Origin of the sequence: Streptomyces sp. P9(2023) (genome assembly GCF_032436795.1) — a bacterium.
Classification (GTDB): domain Bacteria; phylum Actinomycetota; class Actinomycetes; order Streptomycetales; family Streptomycetaceae; genus Streptomyces.
Genome location: NZ_JAUPWM010000001.1, coordinates 495,856 through 517,543, shown reverse-complemented (window position 1 = coordinate 517,543; position 21,688 = coordinate 495,856). Strand labels below are relative to the sequence as shown.

Annotated in this window: 18 protein-coding genes and 1 pseudogene; 10 read left to right on the top strand and 9 right to left on the bottom strand. The window is 71.9% G+C overall.

Annotated features, from left to right (window positions below; genetic code table 11):
- Positions 1 to 55: 55 nt before the first annotated feature.
- The gene (locus Q5762_RS02320) at positions 56 to 1,057 is read right to left on the bottom strand and encodes a helix-turn-helix domain-containing protein (protein ID WP_315890175.1); all 1,002 of its coding nucleotides are present in this window, start codon (positions 1,055 to 1,057) and stop codon (positions 56 to 58) included.
- Between the two features lie 305 nt (positions 1,058 to 1,362).
- Between Q5762_RS02320 and Q5762_RS02315 the strand changes: the two genes are divergently transcribed.
- The gene (locus Q5762_RS02315) at positions 1,363 to 1,968 is read left to right on the top strand and encodes a peptidase inhibitor family I36 protein (RefSeq protein ID WP_315890174.1); all 606 of its coding nucleotides are present in this window, start codon (positions 1,363 to 1,365) and stop codon (positions 1,966 to 1,968) included.
- Positions 1,969 to 2,148: 180 nt separating this feature from the next.
- Positions 2,149 to 3,120 carry an alpha/beta hydrolase gene (locus Q5762_RS02310; protein ID WP_315890173.1) on the top strand — a complete coding sequence of 324 codons (972 nt, stop codon included), beginning with the start codon at positions 2,149 to 2,151 and terminating at the stop codon, positions 3,118 to 3,120.
- A gap of 75 nt (positions 3,121 to 3,195) precedes the next feature.
- Here Q5762_RS02310 and Q5762_RS02305 read toward each other — a convergent pair whose 3' ends face one another.
- Genes Q5762_RS02305 through Q5762_RS02295 form a run of 3 tightly spaced genes read right to left on the bottom strand, consistent with a single transcriptional unit; the run spans position 3,196 to position 5,686 of the window.
- A complete protein-coding gene (locus Q5762_RS02305) occupies positions 3,196 to 4,869 on the bottom strand; it encodes an IclR family transcriptional regulator C-terminal domain-containing protein (protein WP_315890172.1) in 1,674 nt (557 codons plus the stop codon).
- A complete protein-coding gene (locus tag Q5762_RS02300; RefSeq protein ID WP_315890171.1) occupies positions 4,866 to 5,501 on the bottom strand; it encodes a sigma-70 family RNA polymerase sigma factor in 636 nt (211 codons plus the stop codon). Before Q5762_RS02300 ends, Q5762_RS02305 begins: the two co-directional genes overlap by 4 nt.
- The gene (locus Q5762_RS02295; RefSeq protein WP_315890170.1) at positions 5,495 to 5,686 is read right to left on the bottom strand and encodes a hypothetical protein; all 192 of its coding nucleotides are present in this window, start codon (positions 5,684 to 5,686) and stop codon (positions 5,495 to 5,497) included. The genes Q5762_RS02300 and Q5762_RS02295 overlap by 7 nt, the downstream gene beginning before the upstream one ends.
- Before the next feature lie 293 nt (positions 5,687 to 5,979).
- On the opposite strand from Q5762_RS02295, the gene Q5762_RS02290 reads away from it, so the two are divergent.
- The 3 genes from Q5762_RS02290 to Q5762_RS02280 are packed head-to-tail and all read left to right on the top strand — an operon-like array spanning position 5,980 to position 9,868.
- Complete coding sequence (locus Q5762_RS02290) at positions 5,980 to 6,813, top strand: ABC transporter ATP-binding protein (protein ID WP_315890255.1); 834 nt, start codon at positions 5,980 to 5,982, stop codon at positions 6,811 to 6,813.
- Positions 6,810 to 7,790 (top strand): iron-siderophore ABC transporter substrate-binding protein, encoded by a 981-nt coding sequence (locus Q5762_RS02285; RefSeq protein ID WP_315890169.1) that lies wholly within the window; start codon positions 6,810 to 6,812, stop codon positions 7,788 to 7,790. Before Q5762_RS02290 ends, Q5762_RS02285 begins: the two co-directional genes overlap by 4 nt.
- A gap of 5 nt (positions 7,791 to 7,795) precedes the next feature.
- Positions 7,796 to 9,868 (top strand): iron ABC transporter permease, encoded by a 2,073-nt coding sequence (locus Q5762_RS02280; RefSeq protein ID WP_315890168.1) that lies wholly within the window; start codon positions 7,796 to 7,798, stop codon positions 9,866 to 9,868.
- A gap of 63 nt (positions 9,869 to 9,931) precedes the next feature.
- Here Q5762_RS02280 and Q5762_RS02275 read toward each other — a convergent pair whose 3' ends face one another.
- From Q5762_RS02275 to Q5762_RS02265, 3 genes are all read right to left on the bottom strand, one after another.
- Positions 9,932 to 12,328 (bottom strand): ATP-binding cassette domain-containing protein, encoded by a 2,397-nt coding sequence (locus tag Q5762_RS02275; RefSeq protein WP_399494271.1) that lies wholly within the window; start codon positions 12,326 to 12,328, stop codon positions 9,932 to 9,934.
- 145 nt (positions 12,329 to 12,473) lie between these two features.
- On the bottom strand, positions 12,474 to 12,830 hold the full coding sequence (locus Q5762_RS02270) for a VOC family protein (RefSeq protein ID WP_315890166.1): 357 nt from the start codon (positions 12,828 to 12,830) through the stop codon (positions 12,474 to 12,476).
- An 83-nt stretch (positions 12,831 to 12,913) separates the two neighbouring features.
- Positions 12,914 to 13,843, bottom strand: coding sequence for a LysR family transcriptional regulator (locus tag Q5762_RS02265; RefSeq protein WP_315890165.1), 930 nt, complete (start codon positions 13,841 to 13,843; stop codon positions 12,914 to 12,916).
- 79 nt (positions 13,844 to 13,922) lie between these two features.
- On the opposite strand from Q5762_RS02265, the gene Q5762_RS02260 reads away from it, so the two are divergent.
- From Q5762_RS02260 to Q5762_RS02245, 4 genes are all read left to right on the top strand, one after another.
- Positions 13,923 to 14,804: an EamA family transporter gene (locus Q5762_RS02260; protein WP_315890164.1), complete on the top strand. Its 882-nt coding sequence runs from the start codon at positions 13,923 to 13,925 to the stop codon at positions 14,802 to 14,804.
- A gap of 151 nt (positions 14,805 to 14,955) precedes the next feature.
- Positions 14,956 to 16,047 carry a sugar ABC transporter substrate-binding protein gene (locus Q5762_RS02255; RefSeq protein WP_315890163.1) on the top strand — a complete coding sequence of 364 codons (1,092 nt, stop codon included), beginning with the start codon at positions 14,956 to 14,958 and terminating at the stop codon, positions 16,045 to 16,047.
- Positions 16,048 to 16,175: 128 nt separating this feature from the next.
- Positions 16,176 to 16,955, top strand: a complete 780-nt coding sequence (locus tag Q5762_RS02250) for an ATP-binding cassette domain-containing protein (RefSeq protein ID WP_315890162.1) — start codon at positions 16,176 to 16,178, stop codon at positions 16,953 to 16,955.
- Entirely contained in the window at positions 16,952 to 18,253 is a 1,302-nt protein-coding gene (locus Q5762_RS02245; RefSeq protein WP_315890161.1) for an ABC transporter permease subunit, read from the top strand. The genes Q5762_RS02250 and Q5762_RS02245 overlap by 4 nt, the downstream gene beginning before the upstream one ends.
- 22 nt (positions 18,254 to 18,275) lie before the next feature.
- Here the strand turns inward: Q5762_RS02245 and Q5762_RS02240 are convergent, their stop codons facing one another.
- Positions 18,276 to 19,184 (bottom strand): oxidoreductase, encoded by a 909-nt coding sequence (locus Q5762_RS02240; protein WP_315890160.1) that lies wholly within the window; start codon positions 19,182 to 19,184, stop codon positions 18,276 to 18,278.
- A gap of 315 nt (positions 19,185 to 19,499) precedes the next feature.
- On the opposite strand from Q5762_RS02240, the gene opcA reads away from it, so the two are divergent.
- Positions 19,500 to 20,453 (top strand): glucose-6-phosphate dehydrogenase assembly protein OpcA, encoded by a 954-nt coding sequence (gene opcA / locus Q5762_RS02235; RefSeq protein WP_315890159.1) that lies wholly within the window; start codon positions 19,500 to 19,502, stop codon positions 20,451 to 20,453.
- Here the strand turns inward: opcA and Q5762_RS02230 are convergent.
- Positions 20,420 to 21,611, bottom strand: a pseudogene (locus tag Q5762_RS02230) (4-hydroxybenzoate 3-monooxygenase). The gene opcA and the pseudogene Q5762_RS02230 overlap by 34 nt on opposite strands.
- Between the last annotated feature and the right edge of the window lie 77 nt (positions 21,612 to 21,688).

Below are 21,688 nucleotides of genomic sequence, written 5' to 3'. Positions count from 1 at the left end.
TCGGTACGCGCTGCCCGGACTGCCAGGGGTCCGGTGAGGAGCCTGTGCCCGACCGTCAACGCGGGAACGGCGCCGGGCCCGGGGCGAGCAGGGCCAGGTGGCGGTAGTCGCTGGGGGATATGCCGTACGCCCGGCGGAAGGCGCGGCTGAAGTCCGCCGGATGCCGGAATCCCCAGCGCGCCGAGGTCTCTCCGATCCGCCGGTGACGGAGCCTCGGGTCGGCGAGGTCGGCCCTGCCGCGTTCGAGGCGGAGCCGGTGGATCGTGGCGCCGACGCTCGCCGGCTGCTGCCGGAAGAGCGTGTGGAGGTGGCGTACGGAGATGTGGTGGTGCGCCGCGATCGTGATGGGGCTCAGGTCCGGGTCGGACAGATGGTGGTCGATGAAGGCGTTGATCCGGGCCAGGAGCACCTGCTGACGGGTCTCGGCCGGCAGCAGAGCGGCCGGGGTGTCGAGCCGCGCGGCCAGGAACGCCACGGAGAGGTCGAGCCCGATCTCGCCCAGGCGCCGTAACTCGTCCGTGGAGCAGTTTGCCGCGTTCGTCCGCAGCCCCGCCAGGTACGACCTGAGCAGCGCCCCGGAGCCGGTACGGGTGGACAGGACCGCGCCCAGCAGGCCGTCCGCCCGGTCCGTGGGTAACGGCAGCGCCGCCCTCGGCAGCCGTATCAGCGTCACCCGCGACTGTCTGCCATGGTCCTGGAACTCGCAGGCCAGGGGGTGGGAGGAGTCGAAGAGCGCCATGTCCCCGGCGTGGAGCAGGGCCGTGCCACGGCGCTGCTCCAGGGCGATCGGGCTGCCGTGCACGAGGAAGAGGAAGTAGTCCTCCGGGTCCGCGCGCCGGATCTGGACGGGGGACCGCCGCGCCGACATGGGCGAGAAGGCGAACGCCGACACCTCGGTGCGGCCCAGGCGCAGCGAGGTCGCCGCGCCACGGAAGCGGTCGGCGTGATCGCTGGTGATCGACACCGGCATGACCGCATCGCTGACCATCCCGGTCCACCACTCGAAACCGTCCCGCGCGCTGACGGCGCGGGTGGAGACCGAGACCACCGCCTCCATGTCCGCTCTTCCGCCCGCCGCACTCGCGACAACTGCCCCCGTGCGCACCATGAACCCCCCGGTTTGAAATGGACACGCTCATGCTCGGTCGTGGGGAGTCCCGCCGGGAAGCGCCTTGTCGGTCAGCCTCGCAGGCGCTCGCGACACCCCTTCCGGTGGGCCGCGCCGCGCCGACGGCGCTCGATGCCAAGGGAACGAGCACGCTCTGCCAACGACTTCGGTCCCTCGCGCCCGGGACAGTGAGCTCGGCACGGTGCGGAGGCCGTGCCAGAAGTCGATGGAGAGAGATGTGGAGAGGTGACTCAGTGATACAGCAGGAAACGTTCAGATCCAGCGCGCTCGGCAAGGCCGTCATCGCGCTGATGATGGCGCTCCTCGCCCTCGTGGCCACCACGAGTGCGGCCGGCGCCACCACCGGCCCGGGCGGCGGGAGCGCCCGTACGGACTTCTCGGCGCAGGCCACGGCGGCCGGACTGAGCAACTCCCAGGCCAAGAGCCTGCAGGGCCGGGTCGACACCTACCTGGCCAAGACGCCCGGAACGCAGGTGGCCGCGAACGAGATCGCCCTGGCCGGCGGCGGCACGCTGCTGCTCACGCTGCCGGGGGAGAAGCAGGCGCGTGAGCTCGGCGCCGAGAACGCGAGCCGTGCCGCGGCGGCCGGCTGCCCGTACACCTATGTGTGCGCGTACAAGGGCGAGAACTTCACCGGCGACGAGCTGCGCCTCTACACCTGCAACTACGCCGTCCCCATCTACTGGTCGGGTACCGGCTCCTGGATCAACAACCAGCGCTCCACCCTGTACGCGAAGTTCTACGACGTCAACGGATACCTCGGCTGGACCTCGCCCGGCGGCTACAGCGAGGACCGTCACGCGCCCTGGGGCTGGGTCTACTGGCTGAGCCCCTGCTAGGAGCGACACGCGACACCCGCGAACGACACACGACCGGGCGGGGACGGCAGTCGGCCGCCCCCGCCCGGTCCCGTCGCGCCGGGGATGCGACGTCATCGCCCGCGTGTCCGACGGTGAGGTGGGCGAGGAAGCGCGCGAGGATCCCGGTTGTGGGGTCCGTACGAGGAAAGGCAGTTCGGGATGGACGACGAGCAGAGCAGGAAGCGGCCCGTGCTGGAGCCGGCCGCGGCGGAGGTGGCCGTGGGTACGGCCCAGGGGCCGTACCTGTACCAACTTCCGGTGAGCGAGGGCCGCAAGGCGGTCGACGAGGTGCAGTCCGGCGACGTCGCGAAACCGGAGGTGGACGAGGAGTGGGTGACGGTCGAGGGCGGGCCTACGGGCCGCGTCCGGGCCCGGATCGTCCGCCCGGCCGGGCAGGAGGGCCCGCTGCCGGTCGTCGTCTACATCCACGGCGCCGGCTGGGTCTTCGGCAACGCCCACACCCACGACCGCCTGGTGCGCGAGCTGGCCGTCGGCGCCCGCGCGGCTGTCGTCTTCCCCGAGTACGACCTGTCGCCCGAGGTCCGCTACCCGGTCGCCATCGAGCAGAACTACCTGGTGGCCCGGTGGGTCGTGAGCCAGGGCGCGGACCACGGCCTCGACGCGACCCGGATCGCCGTCGCAGGGGACTCGGTGGGCGGAAACATGTCGGCCGCGCTGACGCTCATGGCGAAAGACCGCGGTGACGTGAACCTGGCCGCGCAGGTGCTGTTCTACCCGGTGACGGACGCGGCCTTCGACACCGTGTCGTACCACCAGTTCGCCGAGGGCTACTTCCTGCGCCGCGACGGCATGAAGTGGTTCTGGGACCAGTACACGACGAGCGAGGAGGAGCGCGCGCAGATCACCGCGTCCCCGCTCCGCGCCACCACCGAGCAGCTCACCGGGCTGCCGCCGGCGGTCGTCATCACCGCCGAGGCCGACGTGCTGCGCGACGAGGGCGAGGCGTACGCGGACAAGCTGCGCGCGGCCGGCGTCCCGGTCACGGCCGTCCGTGTCCAGGGCGTCATCCACGACTTCGTCATGCTCAACGCGCTGCGCGGCACGCAGGGCGCCGAGGCCGCGATCACCCTGGCCGTGGACGCGCTCCGCAAGGCCCTCCACACCGCCTGACCGGCTGCCGGCTCGCCGGCAACCGGTTGCCGCTCCGGGCATGGCGTACCTCCCCGTGCCCGGAGCGGCCGAATCTCAGGGCAGGGCCCGGCGTGGTTCCGGTGTCGTGTCGGTCCATGGGGTCGTGGTGTCGGCAGCGGGGTGGTGGTCGTCGGTGAGGAGCTGGGCGAGGAGAAGGCCGGTGGCACGGCGGCTCAGGGAGTGGGCGGCGGCGATGAGGCGGGGATGCCGGTACGCGGGCAGGGACAGGGCGACGCTCGTCGCCCGGCCGGGCAGTCCGAGCGAGTACGCGACGCACACCTCCGTCCTGGAGTATTCGAGCAGGTCGAACTGGGCGGCGTGCGGGCCCTGTCCGTCGAGGGTCTCGATCAGGGCCCGGGGGTTGGTGATGGTGCGGTCGGTCAGCTGGATCGAGGGGTAGCGGGTGAGGTGGTCCATGCGGGAGTCGAAGTCGAGCTGGGCGAGCAGGCTCTTGCCGACGGCGCTGGCGTGGCCGGTGTCGGTGAAGGGCGCCCACTCGTCGACGGGCGGGGCGGTCGGGCTGTGCGCGGCCTCGTGGATACGGATCTCGCCGTCGGTGTAGCTGCTGAGATAGACGGCGGCGTCGAGCTCGTCGCGCAGACCGGCCAGGGTGTTCTTGAGCAGCAGCCGGTCGGGGTCGGGTCGGGTGACCAGGTCCAGGACCGGTCCGGGGTGGTGGACGCCGACGACGGTGACGACCAGACCCTGGGCCCGGAGCCATTCCAGGAGCAGCGCCGTGCCGTTCAGGGACATGCCGCCGCGCTGCGCGAGAGTGCGGGTGTCCGTGCCGCCCGCGCCCATGATCAGGTGGAGCAGGTCCCTGGCCCGCTGGGTGGCCTGCCAGCGGGCCGGGATCACGGCGGGGGACAGCTGGCGCCTGGCCATGTTGTTGAGGATCGCGGGCCGCAGGGCGTTCGCCGACCACCAGGGCTCCTCCCCGCGCCGGCCGGGCAGCGGTGTGGAGGGGGTGGGGGCATCGGCGGGCAGCAGCGGGATCGGGAGCACCAGGCCGGACTCCTGCCCTCCCGGCAGCGCGGTCAGCCGTGGCCGGCTGCTCGCGGCCCCGGCGCCGTCCTCGGGTGCGTGCCGGTACTCGCTCGGTACCTGGGGCGCGCGTACGAGGAAGAGCTGGGGCTGCTCGTCCAGTTCACCGCCCCCTCGGTCCACGGTCGGCTCCTCCGGAACCTCGGGCGTGGCCTGGGGCTCGGTCCGCGCGTCGAGCAGGTGCTCGGGCACGCCGAGCCGGGTGCGGACCTCCTCGAAGAACTCGGGGTCCTCGCACCGGGGCGTCGCCGTGCCGTCAGCGGGGCGTCGGTTGCCGAGCGCGCTCAGCAGCCGGCCCGCGTCCCCGTGTCCGTGCCGGGCGGCCTCGGCGACGAGATAGCTCGCGTCGTCGGCCCACTGCCCGCCGGCCCGCAGCGCGACCACGGCGAGCCGGAACAGGGCCCCCGGGTGGCCGACGGCCGCGGCCTCGCCCAGCCACTGCGCCGCACTGGCCAGCTCGTCCCGGCCGAGGGCCTTCGAGCCCAGCCGGTAGAGCGAGTTCGCCCGCTCACGTTCCTCCCGGCCCGTCTCGTAGGACTCGGCGAGCGGGCCGAACTCCCCGTCGGGCCGGTCCCAGAAGTCCGGGGGCCCGGCGAGCCGGTTCATCAGTTCCACGAGCCCGGCCGGGACGTCCGGCGCCGGGCGGCCGCCGCTGACCTCGTTGAAGCGGCTCACAACCGTCACCTGTCCTTCTTCAAGCATCGTGTCGTCTTCCGGTGCTCGTCGCGGATGAACGCGTCCAGCGCGTCCCGCAGTTCGCGCACCGCCTTGTGTCGCTCCCGGTGGAGTCGGTCGGCCCGCATGCCGAGCGAGGCCGCGATCTGGACGTCGCTGAGCCCCTGGCTCTGCAGCCGTACGATCTGGCGCCGCCGGCTCGGCGGCATCGCCTCGATGGCGGGCCGCACCAGGTCCTCCAGCGGATCGAACTCGCCCACCACCTGCCGCTGTTCGGGCAACGAGGGCAACGAGGACAACGAGGACAACGAGACCGTCAGCCCGTCGCCCGCGAGCTCCAGCTTCCCCTCGCTGCGGAGCCGGTCCCGGGCCAGGTTCCAGGCGGCGGCCCGCAGATAGGCCTGGACGTTCACCTTCTCGTCCAGCTCCCCCTTCGCCGCCTTCCGCGCCACCCGGAGGAACGCCTCCTGCGCCACGTCCTGACAGGCCTGCAGCGACAGCTTGTCGTCGCTCTTGCGCCGCAGGAGGCGCGGCTCCCGGTCCAGGAACTCCGGGTAGTGGTCGTAGAGCCGCTGCCCGACCCCGTCGTCCACCGCGAGCGCTGTTTCCCGCGGTGCCTCCCGCGTCTCGCCGTCTACCACGGGGCGCGCTCCTTCTCCGAGGAACCCGGCGCGTCCCGCTGGTCGGTGGCGGGGCTGGCGGGCCGCTCGGTGCCTCCCCGGGACCGTCGCCGGTCCAGGTACAGGTGCACAGCGGCGGCGAGTCCGGGGATCACCACGCTCGTCAAAACCGGGGCGAGCCCGGCCCACTCGAAGGGCGCCGTCATCTGAGTCGTTCTCCATCTGCTCCGAGAAGGACGCGGGAACGCGCCCTCGCCTCACAGACGGCCCGCGACGGCGGGTTCTCCCCCCGATGACCACAACGCGCCGGAACTGATCGGATAGCTGGGCGGATTGACCGACCCTGTCTGGTCTGGGGCCCTGGTTCAAGCTGAAATTAGGTTAGGCCAACCTGCGCCACGTGAGAGTTGGTGAAGAGAGCCCGCAGGCCACGCCCGTAGCCCGCCATGCGCCGTCGCCCGTAGCCGGCCATGCGCCCTCGCCCGTACCCGGGCAGGCGCTGTCGGCCGTACGCGGTCATGCGCTGTCGGCCACAGACGTCACCGTCGCCTACGACGGTGTCGATGTCGTCCACGGCGCGTCCGTGACGCTGCGCCCCGGCGACGTGACCGTGCTGGTCGGGCCGAACGGCAGCGGGAAGTCCACGCTCCTGCGGACGATCGCGCGGCTGCAGCGGCCCCGCAGCGCCACCCTGACCCTCGACGCCGACACGGACGGCCTGGCCCTGACGCCCCGCGAGTTCTCGCGGCACGTCGCCCTGCTGACGCAGGGTCGCCCCACGCCCAGCGGGCTGACCGTACGGGACGTGGTCGAGTTCGGCCGCTACCCGTACCGGGGCCGCTGGGGCAAGGCGGACCCGGGCGGCCGGGCCGCCGTGGACCGTGCGCTCGCCATGACGGGCGTCGCGGAGTTCGCCGACCGAGGCGCCGAGCACCTCTCCGGAGGCCAGCTCCAGCGCGTCTGGCTCGCGGGCTGCCTCGCCCAGGAGACCGGCGTGCTCCTCCTCGACGAACCCACCACCTACCTCGACCTGCGGTACCAGATCGAACTCCTCGACCTGATCCGCGACCTGGCCGACGACCACGGCATCGCCGTCGGCGTCGTCCTGCACGACCTCGACCAGGCCGCGGCCGTCGCCGACCGGATCGTCCTGCTCCGGGCGGGACGGATCATCGCCGAGGGCCGCCCCGAGGACGTCCTCACCGCGGAACGCCTGACGGACACCTACGGCATCCGCATAGAGGTCGACACCGACCCCTCGACAGGCCGGCTGCGCACCCGCGCCATCGGCCGCCACCACACGCGAAGCGAAAGGCTCAGCACCACCTCATGAGACGCCTCCTCCTGACCGCCGCGGTCGCCACCGCGGCGGCGCTCACCCTGACCGCCTGCGGTACGACCGAACCCGCCGAGGACGACGCCAAGAAGTCGGCCGAGCCCATCACGCTCACCGACGACACCGGCGCCAAGGTGGAGCTCGACGGTCCCGCCAAGAAGGTCGTCGGAACCGAGTGGAACGTGGTCGAGAGCCTCATCTCGCTCGGTGTCGACCCCGTCGGCGTCGCCGACGTCAAGGGCTACAAGACCTGGGACAGCGCGGTTCCGCTGAAGAACGACCCCAAGGACATCGGCACCCGCGGTGAGCCGAGCGTCGAGACCATCGCCGGTCTCAAGCCCGACCTCATCGTCGCCACCAGCGACCTGCCGCCGGCCGCCGTCAAGCAGCTGCGCGGGATCGCCCCGGTCCTGAGCCTCACGGCCGCGGACGCCGCCGACCCGATCGGCCGCATGACGAAGAACCTCGACGCGATCGCCAAGGCCACCGGCACCACCGTGCAGGCCGACGAGCTCAAGAAGGGCTTCGAGGCGAAGCTCGCGGAAGGCAGGAAGGCGCTCGCCGACGCCGGTCTCGGCGGCGCGAAGTACGCCTTCGCCGACGGCTACCTCGTCTCCAACCAGGTCCAGATCCGGCCCTTCACCAGCGGTTCGCTCATCGGCGCCGTCAACGAGAAGCTCGGTCTGAAGAACGCCTGGACGGTCAAGGGCGACCCGGCCTACGGCCTCGGCACAATCGACGTCGAGGGCCTCACCAAGCTCGGCGAGGGTGTGCAGTTCGCGCACATCAGCAACGACGGCGACGAGAGCAGCAACCCCTTCCAGGGCGCCCTCGCCAAGGACAAGGTGTGGACCTCGCTGCCGTTCGTCAAGAAGGGCGACGTCCACCGACTGCCCGACGGCATCTGGATGTTCGGCGGCCCCGAGTCGATGAACCAGTACGTCGACTCCGTCGTCAAGGCGCTGACGAAGTAACCCCGATGGCCGTCACCGCACCTTCTTCCGCCACCCTTCCGTCGGCGGCCGCGTCCCGGACGGGCGCGGCCGCGGTGACGGCCCTCCTGCTCCTCCTCGTCGCGGGCCTCGCGCTCGTCGACATCGCCCAGGGCACCGCCGCCGTCGGCGCGTCCGAGGTCTGGAAGGCGTTCACGGGGCAGGCCGACCCGGCCGACGCGTCCGTCGTCGTCGCCTCCCGCCTGCCGAGGATGACCGCGGGCCTGCTCGTCGGAGCCGTGCTCGGCCTCGCGGGCGCCGCCCTCCAGGCCGTCAGCCGCAACGTGCTCGCCTCGCCCGACACCCTCAGCGTGAACGCGGGTTCCTACCTGGCCCTCGGCCTCGTCTCCGCGAGCGGGCTCTCCCTGCCGCTGCTCGCCTCCTCCGGCGTCGCCTTCGCCGGCGGACTCGCCGCGGCGGCCGTCGTCCTCGGACTCTCCGGACTCGGCGCAGGCACCGTCCGGCTCGTGCTCGCCGGCAGCGCCCTCACCCTCGGCCTCACCGCCGTCACCGAGGGACTGCTCCTGCTCTTCCCCCGGGAGACGGAAGGCCTCTACACCTGGAACCAGGGCAGCATCTCCCAGAACGGCTTCGACGGCGTGCTGCAGATGGCGCCGATCGCCCTCCTCGGCCTGGTCGGACTGCTGTTGGTCTCCCGCAAGGTCGACGCCCTGGCGCTCGGCGACGACGCCGCCCGCGGCCTCGGCGTCCCGGTGCGGACCACCCGCGTCACGGCCGTCGCGCTGGCCGCGCTGCTCTCCGCGGCGGCGGTCACGCTGGCCGGCCCGATCGGCTTCGTCGGCCTGTGCGCCCCCGCCCTCGTCCGGCCCCTCGTCCGCCGGTTCCGCGCCTACTCACGCGCGCGTGCCGCCCTGCCGATCGCCGGTCTGGCCGGCGCCGCCCTCGTCCTCGGCTCGGACGTACTGCTGCGCGCCGTCATCCCGGCGGACACGGCGGTCGCCGTGCCGACCGGCGTCGTCACCAGCCTGGTCGGCGCCGTCTTCCTGATCGTCATGGCGACCCGGGTCCGCGACACCGCGGGAGCCGCCGCGGTCGACAAGCTGCGCATCAGGAGCCGGGCCGTCTTCCTGACCACCACGACCGTCCTGGTGGTGGGCCTCGTCGGCGTGATGATCGCCGCCGTCCTCCTCGGCGACAGCAAGCTGCTCCTCGGCGACGTCATGAACTGGGCGCAGGGCAACGCCGGCAGGACCGTCTCCTTCGTCCTCGACACCCGCGTCCCCCGGGTCCTCGCGGCGCTCCTCGCGGGCGCGGCACTCGCCCTCGCGGGCACGCTGGTCCAGGCCGTGACCCGTAACCCGCTCGCCGAGCCCGCCACCCTCGGCGTGTCCGGCGGAGCGGCGTTCGGCGCCGTCCTCCTCGTCACCTCGGTGCCGCTCGCCGGATCGTGGGGCGTGGCCGGTGCCGCGTTCGCGGGCGCCGCCGTCAGCTCCCTCATCGTCTTCGGACTGGCGGCGCGCGGCGGATTCCAGCAGAACCGGCTCGTGCTCGTCGGCTTCGGCGTCGCCACCGGATCGGCCGCGCTGATCAGCCTGCTCATCGTGCTCACCGACCCGTTCAACGCGACCAAGGCCCTCACCTGGCTGTCCGGTTCGACCTACGGGCGGACCATGCCCGACGTCCTGCCGCTCGCCGCCGTCCTCGCCGTCGGCGTGGCCGCCGCGTTCGCCCGGCGTACGGAGCTCGACCTCGTCTCCCTCGACGAGGACACCCCGCGCCTCCTGGGCCTGAGCCTGGGGCGGGGCAGGCTCGGCTTCCTCGCGCTGAGCGTGCTGCTCAGCGCCACCGCCGTCGCCGCCGCGGGCACGATCGGCTTCGTGGGCCTCGTCGCCCCGCACGCGGCCCGCGCCCTCGTGGGCCGGCAGCACGCGCGCGTGGTCCCGGTCGCGGTCCTCCTCGGCGCCGTACTCGTCTGCATGGCCGACCTGTTGGGCCGAACCGTCATCGCACCCGCCCAGCTCGGCGCCGGTCTGATGACCGCGGTGATCGGCACGCCGTACTTCCTCTACCTGTTGGTACGCAGTCGCCGCCAGAGCTGACGACAGCAGCACGAGAGCCCCGCCGGAGACAACCCGGCGGGGCTCTCGCGTACGACTGCCGGTTCAGCCGCCGACGTAGGCCGCGAGGTGCTCGCCGGTGAGCGTGGAGCGGTCGGCCACCAGCTTCGCGGGCGTGCCCTCGAAGACGACCTTGCCGCCGTCGTGACCGGCGCCCGGGCCGAGGTCGATGATCCAGTCGGCGTGCGCCATCACGGCCTGGTGGTGCTCGATGACGATGACCGACTTCCCGGAGTCCACCAGCCGGTCGAGGAGCCCGAGCAGTTGCTCCACGTCGGCGAGGTGGAGACCGGTCGTCGGCTCGTCGAGGATGTAGACGCCGCCCTTGTCGGCCATGTGGGTGGCCAGCTTGAGCCGCTGCCGCTCGCCGCCGGACAGCGTGGTCAGCGGCTGGCCGAGGGTCAGGTAGCCGAGCCCGACGTCCGCGAGCCGTTCGAGGATCTTGTGCGCGGCGGGGGTCTTCGCCTCGCCCTCGCCGAAGAACTCCTCCGCCTCCGTCACCGACATCGCGAGCACCTCGCTGATGTCCCGGCCGCCCAGCTTGTATTCGAGCACCTCCGCCTGGAACCGCTTCCCCTCGCAGTCCTCGCAGGGGGTCGCGACGCCCGCCATCATCGCCAGGTCCGTGTAGATGACCCCGGCGCCGTTGCAGGTCGGGCAGGCGCCCTCGGAGTTGGCGCTGAAGAGCGCCGGCTTCACGTCGTTGGCCTTCGCGAACGCCTTACGGATCGGGTCGAGCAGCCCCGTGTACGTGGCCGGGTTGCTCCGCCGCGAGCCGCGGATCGGCGTCTGGTCCACCGACACCACGGTCTCGCCGACCGGGATCGAACCGTGGACCAGCGAGCTCTTGCCCGAGCCCGCGACACCGGTGATGACGACCAGCGCCCCGAGCGGGATGTCGACGTCGACTTCGCGCAGGTTGTTGGCCGTCGCGCCGCGGATCTCCAGGGCGCCGCCGGGCGTACGCACCGACTCCTTGAGAGAGGCCCGGTCGTCCAGGTGCCGGCCGGTGATCGTGCCCCCGGCCCGCAGCCCCTCGACGGTCCCCTCGAAGCAGACCGTGCCGCCCCCCGTACCGGCGCCAGGACCGAGGTCGACGACGTGGTCGGCGATCGCGATCGCCTCGGGCTTGTGCTCCACCACAAGGACCGTGTTGCCCTTGTCGCGCAGCCTCAGCAGCAGTTCGTTCATCCGCTGGATGTCGTGCGGGTGCAGACCGATCGTCGGCTCGTCGAAGACGTAGGTGACGTCGGTGAGCGAGGAGCCGAGGTGGCGGATCATCTTGACGCGCTGCGCCTCGCCGCCCGACAGCGTGCCCGCCGGCCGGTCGAGCGAGAGATAACCGAGGCCGATCTCCACGAAGGAGTCCAGCGTCCGCCCGAGCGCATCGAGCAGCGGCGCCACCGAGGGCTCCTTGAGGCCGCGGATCCACTCGGCGAGGTCCCTGATCTCCATCGCGCAGGCGTCGGCGATGGAGATGCGCTTGATCTTGGAGGACCGGGCGCCCTCGCTGAGCCGGGTCCCGTCGCACTCGGGGCACGTGGTGAAGGTGACCGCCCGCTCCACGAACGCCCGGATGTGCGGCTGCATCGATTCCTTGTCCTTGGACAGGAACGACTTCTGGATCTTGGGGATCAGCCCTTCGTAGGTGAGGTTGATGCCGTTGACCTTGATCTTGGTCGGCTCCCCGTAGAGGAAGGCCTGCATCTCCTTCTTGGTGTACCTGCGGATCGGCTTGTCCGGGTCCACGAAGCCGGACTGGGCGTAGAGCTGCACGGTCCACTGGCTGTCCGACTTCCAGCCGGGGATGGTGAACGCGCCCTCGGACAGCGACTTGGTGTCGTCGTAGAGCTGCGTGAGGTCGATGTCGGTGACCTTGCCCCGGCCTTCGCAGCGCGTGCACATGCCGCCGGTGCGCTGGAAGGTCGCCTTCACCGTCTTGGTCTTGGCGGCACCGCGCTCGACGGTGATCCCGCCGCTCGCCCTGACCGACGCCGTGTTGAAGGAATACGCGCTCGGCGGGCCGATGTGCGGCTTCCCGAGCCGGCTGAACAGGATCCGCAGCATCGCGTTGGCGTCGGTGGCGGTGCCGACGGTGGAGCGAGGGTCGGCGCCGATCCGCTGCTGGTCGACGGTGATCACCGTCGTCAGGCCTTCGAGGACGTCGACCTCGGGGCGGGCCAGCGTCGGCATGAAGCCCTGGACGAAGGTGCTGTACGTCTCGTTGATCAGCCGCTGCGACTCGGCCGCGATCGTGTTGAACACCAGCGAGCTCTTGCCCGAACCTGAGACTCCGGTGAAGACCGTCAGACGGCGCTTCGGGATCTCGATGCTGACGTCCTTGAGATTGTTCTCGCGCGCGCCGTGCACGCGGATCACGTCGTGGCTGTCGGCACCGTGCGGCGCGGGCGGCTGGGCGCCCTTCCTCGTGGCCATGCTGATCGCGCTCTCCATCCGTGAGGCGGGGCCGCGAGACCGCGGCCGCCGTCTTCATCCTTCTCCGATTCCTGCTTCCACGTCCTCTACTTCCCGGTTCTACGTCGCCGGGGAGGTCGGCGGCAACGGCCTACCGGCGCGTCGCCCGCGCTCACTGGTCCTGAACCAGTCCCAGCACGTTGCCGTCGGCGTCCGTGAAGGTGGCCACGAGCCGGCCGCCGCCCACGTTCTTCGGCGCGTCCTTCACGGTCGCACCGGCGGCCGTGACCTCGGCGAGCTTCGCCTCGATGTCCGTGACGTGCCAGTAGGCAACCGGCGAGTTCATGCCCTGCGGGCCGCCGCTCGGCACGAGCCCGATGTGCTGGCCCTCGGCGTCGAAGCCGACGTAGTACTCGCTGTCGGTCTGCGGCTGGATGCCGAGCAGCGCGGCGTACACGTCCTTGGCCTTCGCCAGGTCGGACACGGGGTGCAGCACGGTCTTGATGCCCTGGGTGGGGGTGCCGGTCATGATCGCTCCTGAGATACGTGGGCCACGGGGCCCGGTGTCTTCCGCGCGGGCATCGGCTCCTCCGATCGCCCGCCTCAGCCACGCTACGTGCGGCGCGGGGACGGCGCTTCTCGATTCCTGACCGGTTCGGGCGCGCCCGGATCGAGGCCGAGTACGGCGAGGAAGGCGGTCGCCGCGGGGGTGCGGCCGGTGGCGTTCCAGACGGCGTACTCGACCCGGGCCGGCGCGTCCGTGACCTCGATCGTGACGACCCCGGTGAGCTGGGGCACGTACAGCGACGGCAGCAGGGCGATCGCCAGGCCCTGGGCGACCAGCCGGGCCATGAAGAGGTCGGCCGTGGTCACCTCGAAGGCCACGTCGCGGGTGAGGCCGGCGGCGGCGAAGGCGAGGTCGGACTGGGCGCGTCCCGCCGTTCCGACGGGCAGGTCCACGAACACCTCCGAGGAGAGCCGCCGCAGGTCCAACGTCGGCTCGCCCGCGAGGGGATGGTCCGGGGCGACCACGGCGACGAGCCGGTCGCGGGCGAGTGCGCGGGCGGCGACCCCGCGCGGCGCCGGCGCCGTCGTCGGCAGACCCAGGAACGCCACGTCGAGGCCGCCGTCCCGGACCTGGTCGGCCAGATCCTCGCTCGCACCCACCTTCAGACCGACGCGCACCTCCGGGTACCGCCGCCGGAAGGTGCGCAGCGCGCCGGGGACGTCGACCGCCGCGACGGTGGGGATCAGCCCCACGGCGAGCCGCCCCCGTACCTCTCCGACGGCCGCCGCGACCTCGGCCGCCGCCCGCTCGGCTGCCTCCAGGCACTGGCGGGCCGCGGACAGGAACGCGGCCCCGGCCGGGGTCAGCCGCACCCGGCGGCTCGTCCGGTCGAAGAGCCGTGCGCCCAGCTCGCGTTCCAGCCGGGCGATCTGGTGGCTGAGGGCGGACTGGACGACCAGGCACCGCTCGGCGGCCCGGGTGAAGCTGTTCGTCTCGGCGACGGCGACGACGTACCGCATCTGTTGGAGGTCCACCGATCCATCGTGAATCACGATCGATCACGTGACAAACATGTGTTGGACTCATTGATCGCCGCCGTCCGAGACTGCGGTCATGACAAGTTCCGCCCTGTCCCGCACCCTCCTGACGGCGCTCGCGCCCGCCTCCTGGGGCACCTTCTACGTCGTCACCACCGAACTCCTCCCGCCCGCGCACCCCCTGTTCGCGGGGCTCCTGCGGGCGCTGCCCGCCGGGCTGATCGCCCTGGCGATAGGCCGGACGCTGCCGCGCGGAGCATGGTGGGGGAAGGCCGCCGCGCTCGGCGTCCTGAACATCGGGCTCCTCTTCCCCCTGCTGACCGTCGCCGCCGAGCGGCTGCCCGGCGGCGTGGCGGCGACCCTGGCGGCGGCCCAGCCGCTGGCCGTCGCCGTCCTTGCCGTGGCCGTCCTCCGCGAGCGCCTCTCCGCCTGGCGCCTGGCCTGGGGAGCGGTCGGTGTCGTCGGTGTCGGCCTGGTGGTGATCGGGCCGAGCGCGGCGTTCGACCTGGTCGGGATCCTCGCGGGCCTCGGCAGCGCGGCCACGATGGCGCTCGGCGTGACGCTCACCAGGCGCTGGGGCCGCCCCGACGGGGTGAGCGCCACCGCGTTCGCCGGCTGGCAACTCACCGCGGGCGGCCTGTTCCTGCTGCCCCTCACCTTCCTCGTGGAGGGGGCGCCGCCCGCGATCGACCTGCGCGCCGCCCTCGGCTACCTCTGGCTCGGCCTGGTCGGCGGTCTGATCGCCTTCGTCCTGTGGTTCCGCGGGGTCACCGCGCTCCCCGTCGCCTCGGTCGCGGTGCTCGTGCTGCTCTCGCCACTGGTCGCCGCGGTCCTCGGCGCCGCCCTGCTCGGCCAGACCCTGGGCCCGGTCCAGGTCCTCGGGTTCGGGCTCTGTCTCGCCGCGATCGTCGCGGCCCAGCTGCCCGTACCGGCCGCCCGCGCTGCGGTGCCCCGCTGAACTGCGAGAACGTCGGCCCGCGCGGCCCGTACCCGTCACCCGCTTGCCGGTCTTCCAGTTGCGGCTAATGTCGTATTAAGGCCACATGTGCACCCCCTGTGTCTCCTGCGCACACCTGTGAAGGGAAGGGGGCGTACGGAAGGAGCCCCCCATGACCCGCACATTGCGTGGCGCGATAGCCCTGGCCGGAGCCGCGGCTCTGTCCCTGGGCGCGGTCTCGATGAGCGGCGCCGCCCAGCCCGGCGCGGCCACCGCGGCGCAGGGCGAGGTGAAGATCGGCCTGCTGCTCCCCGAGAGCAAGACCACGCGCTACGAGAAGTTCGACCGGCCGTACATCGAGCAGAAGATCAAGGAGCTGGCGCCCGACGCGCAGATCGACTACTACAACGCCGCCGAGAGCGCCACCACCCAGCAACAGCAGGTCAACACCGCGCTCGCCAAGGGCAACAAGGTGCTGATCCTGGACGCCGTGGACTCCAAGTCCATCCAGTCCTCGGTGCAGAAGGCCAACGACGCGGGCGTCAAGGTCGTCGCGTACGACCGCCTCGCGCAGGGTCCCGTCGACGCCTACGTCTCGTACGACAACCGCAAGGTCGGCGAGTTGCAGGGCCAGGCGCTGCTCGACGCACTCGGTGACAAGGCCGACACCGGCCAGATCGTGATGCACAACGGCTCGCCCACCGACCCCAACGCCGCCGAGTTCAAGGCCGGTGCGCACTCCGTCCTCGACGGCAAGGTGAAGATCGGCAAGGAGTACGACACCCCCAACTGGGACCCGAACAACGCCAACCAGCAGATGTCGGGCGCGATCAGCGCACTGGGCAAGGACAACATCGTCGGCGTGTACTCCGCCAACGACGGTCTCGCCGCCGGTATCGCCACCGCACTCAAGTCGGCCGGCATCAACGTGCCGTTGACCGGTCAGGACGCCCAACTGGACGCCATCCAGCGGATTCTGCTCGGCACCCAGACCATCACGGTCGAGAAGCCGTACAAGCCTGAGGCCGACATCGCCGCCACCATGGCCGTCGATCTCGCCGAGGGCAAGGAACTCCCCGAGTCCCTGACGCCCACCACGGTCACCAGCGGAAGCGGCGAGAAGGTCCCGGCCAACCTGCTGACCCCGATCGTGGTCGACAAGAACAACATCAAGGACACGGTCGTCAAGGACGGTCTGTACACGGTCCAGGAAATCTGCACACCCACCTACGCGGCCGCCTGCGAGCAGGCAGGTCTGGAGTAGGAAGCCTCGGGTCCTGGAGACCTGTCCCAGCCGTACGAGTCCCAGCCGTACGAGTCCCAGCCGTACGAGTCCCAGCCGTACGAGTCCCAGCCGTAGCCCAACGGGGGCCGGGTAGGAGGCGGTTGACCGTGCCGGAAACACCTGTGCTCAGTCTGCGGGGGATCTCCAAGAGGTTCGGCGCCGTGCAGGCCCTCTCGGAGTTCGATCTGGAGGTCCACTCCGGTGAGGTCGTCGCGCTCGTCGGCGACAACGGCGCCGGCAAGTCGACCGCCGTCAAGGCGATCGCCGGGGTGAACCCGCCGGACGAGGGCGTCATCGCCTGGGAGGGCCGGCCGGTCACCATCCACCGGCCCCATGACGCCCAGAACCTCGGCATCGCCACCGTCTACCAGGACCTGGCGCTCTGCGACAACCTCGACGTCGTCGGCAACCTCTTCCTCGGCCGCGAGCTGAAGAGCTGGGGCGTGCTCGACGAGGTCGGCATGGAGCAGCGCTCGCGCGAACTGCTCGACACCCTCTCCATCCGGATCCCCAGCGTCCGGATCCCCGTCGCCTCCCTCTCCGGCGGCCAGCGCCAGACCGTGGCGATCGCCCGCTCCCTGATCGGCGCACCGAAGGTCGTCATCCTGGACGAGCCCACCGCCGCGCTGGGCGTGGAGCAGACCGCCCAGGTCCTCGACCTCGTCGAGCGGCTCCGCGAACAGCGCCTGGGCACCATCCTGATCAGCCACAACATGGTGGACGTGATGGCCGTCGCGGACCGTATCGCCGTCCTGCGCCTCGGCCGGAACAACGGCTTCTTCGACAGACGCTCCACCACCACCGAGGAGATCATCTCCGCCATCACCGGGGCCAGCGACAGCGCGGTCACGCGCCGCCAGGCCCGTAAGCGGGAGGAGGAGCAATGAGGCGTGACCGAGGCCGCCATGACCCCTCCGCCCCCGGACCCGGCGACGGCGCCGCCCAGGAGCCGGCCCATGACGCCGTACCCGCCGTCGACACCCGGCTGATCGTCCGCGAGGAGGGCTTCAAGGGGTACCTGGGTGAGTTCAAGCGCAAGCTGCGCAGCGGCGAGCTGGGCTCGCTGCCCGTCGTCGTCGCCGTGATCATCATCTGGACGGTGTTCGGCACGCTGGACAGCACGTTCCTCTCGGCGCAGAACCTCTCCGACCTCAGCCAGCAGATCGTCGGCACGGGGATGATCGCCATCGGCATCGTCTTCGTCCTGCTGCTCGGCGAGATCGACCTCTCCGTCGGATCCGTGAGCGGCCTGTGCGCCGCGATCTTCGCCGTCCTCAACGTCCTGAACGGTATGAACCAGTGGCTGGCGCTGCTCGTCGCCCTCGCGGGCGGAGCCGCCGTCGGCCTCATCCAGGGCTTCTTCTTCGCGAAAGTCGGCGTGCCCGCGTTCGTCGTGACCCTGGCGGGCAACCTCTTCTGGAACGGCCTCATGCTCCAGGTGCTGGGCACGAGCGGCACCGTCAACATCCCCAGCGAGAGCATCGTCTCCGAGCTGTACTCGACGATCTTCCACAGCCCGGCCGCCGCCTACATCACGGCGGCCGTCGGCGTCGGGCTCTTCCTGGCCGCCTCGCTCCTCGACGCCCGGCGGCGCCAGCGCGCCAGGGTGCCGTTCCGGCCGATCGCCGAGATCGTCATCCGTACGGTCGTCATCGCCGCGATAGCCTTCGTCGCCGCCTACATCCTCAACCAGTACCAGGGGCTGCCGCTGGCGCTGCTGATCTTCCTGATCCTGCTGGTCGTCGTGGACTTCGTGCTGCGCCGCACCTCCTACGGGCGGCAGATTTTCGCCGTCGGCGGCAACATCGAGGGTGCGCGCCGGGCGGGCATCAGCGTGCCCTTCGTCCGGATGTCCGTCTTCTCGATCGCCGGCGCGATGGCGGCGGTCGGCGGCATCTTCCTGGCCGGTCAGATCCAGTCCGCCAGCCAGACCTCCGGCGGCGGCAACCTCCTGATGAACGTGATCGCCGCCGCCGTCATCGGCGGCACCAGCCTGTTCGGCGGGCGCGGCTCGGTCTGGTCCGCCCTGCTCGGCGCGCTGGTGATCGGGTCGATCCAGTCGGGCATGAACATCATGGGCGTCAGCAACGCCGTCCAGTTCATGATCACCGGAGCGGTGCTGCTGGCCGCCGTGGTCGTCGACTCCCTGTCCCGCCGTAGCCAGAAGGCCGCGGGGCGCGCGTGAGCGCTGTCGTCGCCGCCTGTACTTATGCGCCGCGCGCGTGCAGGGCGTCCAGGGAGGCCAGTTCGTCCGCGGTGAGGCGCAGCGCGCCGGCCGCGACGTTGGCGGCCAGGTGGTCCGGGTCGCCGGTGCCGGGGATGGCGAGCACATGCGGACCCCGGTGCAGCGTCCACGCGAGCCGGACCTGCGCGGGACTCGCCCCGTGCGCCCGGGCGACGGCCAGCACCTCCTCGTCCGCCGCGCCCGCCGCGCCGCTCTCGCGGCCCGTGCCGGCGATGGAGTAGAAGGGCACGTACGCGATGCCCTGTTCGCCGCACTCGCGGACGAAGGCGTCGTGGTCGGGCCGTACCCCGATCCCGTACTGGTTCTGTACGCAGACCACCGGGGCGATCGCGCGGGCCTCGGCCACCTGGTGCGGGTGGACGTTGGAGAGGCCCAGGTGGCGGATGAGACCGGCCGCCCGGAGGTCGGCCAGCGCGCCGAACCGCTCGGCGATCGAATCGGTGCCGACGACGCGCAGGTTCACCACGTCCAGGTGGTCGCGGCCGAGCTGGCGCAGGTTCTCCTCCACCTGCCCGCGCAGCTCCCCGGCGGTGGCGTGCGGGAGCCACCGGCCCGCCGGGTCGCGGCCCGGCCCGACCTTGGTGGCGATGACCAGGTCGTCCCCGTAGGGGGCGAGGGCGCGGTTGATCAGCTCGTTGGCGGAACGCAGGGGTGAGAAGTAGAACGCGGCGGTGTCGATGTGGTTGACGCCCAGCTCGACCGCCCGGCGCAGGACGGCGACCGCCTGGTCCCGGTCGCGCGGCACGGCGTCCTCGACCAGGGCCTCCCCGGTCTGCGGCAGGCGCATCGCACCGAACCCGATCCGGTTGACCGTGAGGTCTCCGAGCGTCCAGGTGCCCGAGGTGGCGGCGGTGATGATCTCTGTCGTCATGCCGGTGATGATCTCCCGGCAGGGGCCTCGCACGCCAGTTCGCCTGGGCCTCCTGGTGCGTTCATTCTCGTGACGGTGCGCCCGGGCGCTGTGTGCGCGGTCCTCTCCCCGGACGCGAGGCGGCGCCCAGACGGCGGCGAACTCGCCGGTACGGCAGCCCTGTTCGTGCTCCACCTCGGCGGCGTCGCGACCCCGGTCGTCGGAGCGTGCGCACCCTGCGTGACCCCCCGGCGCCAGCGGGAACGCCGCCGCGCGCGTAGGCTCGGGGAAAAGCGCCACGGCGATCGCACGCGACGGAGGGAACGGGCGCGGGCCATGAAGATCGATCTCACGGACACCACATCCAGCAAGATCAACAAAGCGATCGTCGAGGGCCGCCGGGCCGTCGGCACCCCCGCCGTCGGCATGGTGCTGACGCTCGTCATCGTCACCGACGAGGAGAACGCCTACGACGCCCTGAAGGCCGCCACCGAGGCCTCCCGCGAGCACCCGTCCCGCACGCTCGTCGCCATCAAGCGCCATGCCCGCTCGCCCCGGCACCGCCACGAGGCCCGGCTCGACGCGGAGGTCCGGGTCGGCAGCGACGCCGGTTCGGGGGAGACCGTGCTGCTCAGGATGTACGGCGAACTCGGCGCCCGCGCCGACTCCGTGGTCCTGCCGCTGCTGCTCCCCGACGCGCCCGTGGTCGTCTGGTGGCCCGTCGACGCCCCGGCCGTCCCTTCCAAGGACCCGCTCGGCTCGCTCGCCCTGCGCCGCATCACCGACGCGTACGCCGTCGAGGACCCGCTCGCCGCGGTGGACGTCCGCGCCGCCTCCTACGCCCCCGGCGACACCGACCTCGCCTGGACCCGGCTCACCCCGTGGCGCTCGATGCTCGCCGCCGCCCTCGACCAGGCCCCGGTGACGGTCGTCTCCGCCGCGGTGGAGAGCGAGCCGGACAACCCGAGCGCCGAACTCCTCGCGCGCTGGCTGGAGGACCGGCTGCGGGTCCCGGTCGAGCGGGTCGCGACGGCCGGTCCGGTCGTCACCGCCGTGCGCCTCGGCACACCGGACGGCGAGATCCGCATCGACCGGCCCGAGGGCCCGGTCGCGCGGCTGTCCATCCCCGGCCAGCCCAGCCGCGTCCTCGCCCTCAAGGTCCGTACGACGGCCGAGCTGATCGCCGAGGAGCTGCGCAGGCTCGACCCCGACGAGATCTACGCCTCTGCGCTGCGGACGACCTCGCCTATCCCGGCTCACGCCGGCGCGTCGAGCGGCAACCCCACGTAGTTCTGGGCCAGTTCGGCGGCCGCGTGCCCGGAGCCCGCGATCCGCTCCAGCTGGGACAGCTGCAGCCGGGTGTCGAACCCGGACTGGGCGGGATCGCGGTGCAGCGTCGTCGTCATGAAGTACGAGAAGTGCTCGGCGCGCCACACTCGGCGCAGGCACGTGTCGGAGTACGCGTCGAGCAGCTCGGTCGAACCCGTGGCGGCCCGGTCGGCGAACGCCCGCGCCAGGACGATCACATCGGCGGCCGCCAGGTTGAGCCCTTTCGCGCCGGTCGGCGGCACGATGTGCGCCGCGTCCCCGGCGAGGAACAGCCGCCCGTACCGCATCGGCTCCGTCACCGAACTCCGCATCGGCAGCACCGACTTCTGGGTGATCCCGACCGCGCTCCAGCCGCCACCCGGGCGCCTCCCGGAGCGCGAAGCGGGCGTCGAGCTCGTCCCAGATCCGCTCGTCGGACCAGTCGGCCGGGTCGGTGCCGTTCGCCACCTGGAGGTAGAGCCGGCTCACGGCGGGCGAGCGCATGCTCGCCAGCGCGAAGCCCCGCTCGGAGTGCGCGTAGATCAACTCCTCGTACACGGGCGGGGCTTCGGCGAGGATGCCGAGCCAGGAGTACGGATGCGTCCGCTCGTACGTCGTCCGCTCCCGCTCCGGCACGGCCGTGCGGGCGACCCCGTGGAAACCGTCGCAGCCGACCACGTAGTCGCAGGTCAGAATCTGCTCTCGACCCTCGTGCACATACCGGATCACCGGGTGGTCCGTGTCCACGCCCTCCACCGACCTCACCTCCGAGCCGAACAACAGCGGCCCGCCGTCGGTGAGGTGAAGGGCTATCAGATCCCTTACCACCTCGGTCTGGGCGTACGCCCAGACCCGGCGGCCGTCGGTCAGCGAGGGGAAGTCCACCCGGTGGGCCCGCCCGGCGAAGCGCAGCTCTACGCCGTCGTGGGGGAGTCCCTCGGCGTCCAGCCGGGCCCCCGCGCCCGCGGCGCGCAGCGCGTCCACGGTCGCCTGCTCCAGGATTCCGGCGCGCTGCCGCTGCTCGACGTAGGCGCGGTCGCGGGACTCCAGGACCACGCTGTCGATACCCGCGACGTGCAGCAGGCGGGCGAGCAGCAGCCCGGCGGGGCCGCCGCCGACGATGCCGACGGTGGTGTGCATCTGGCCCATCCGACCTCATGTTCGTATAGTGAAGAAAACTTCACCTCGGAGTGGGGTGAGTGTGCGCCGACCGTGCC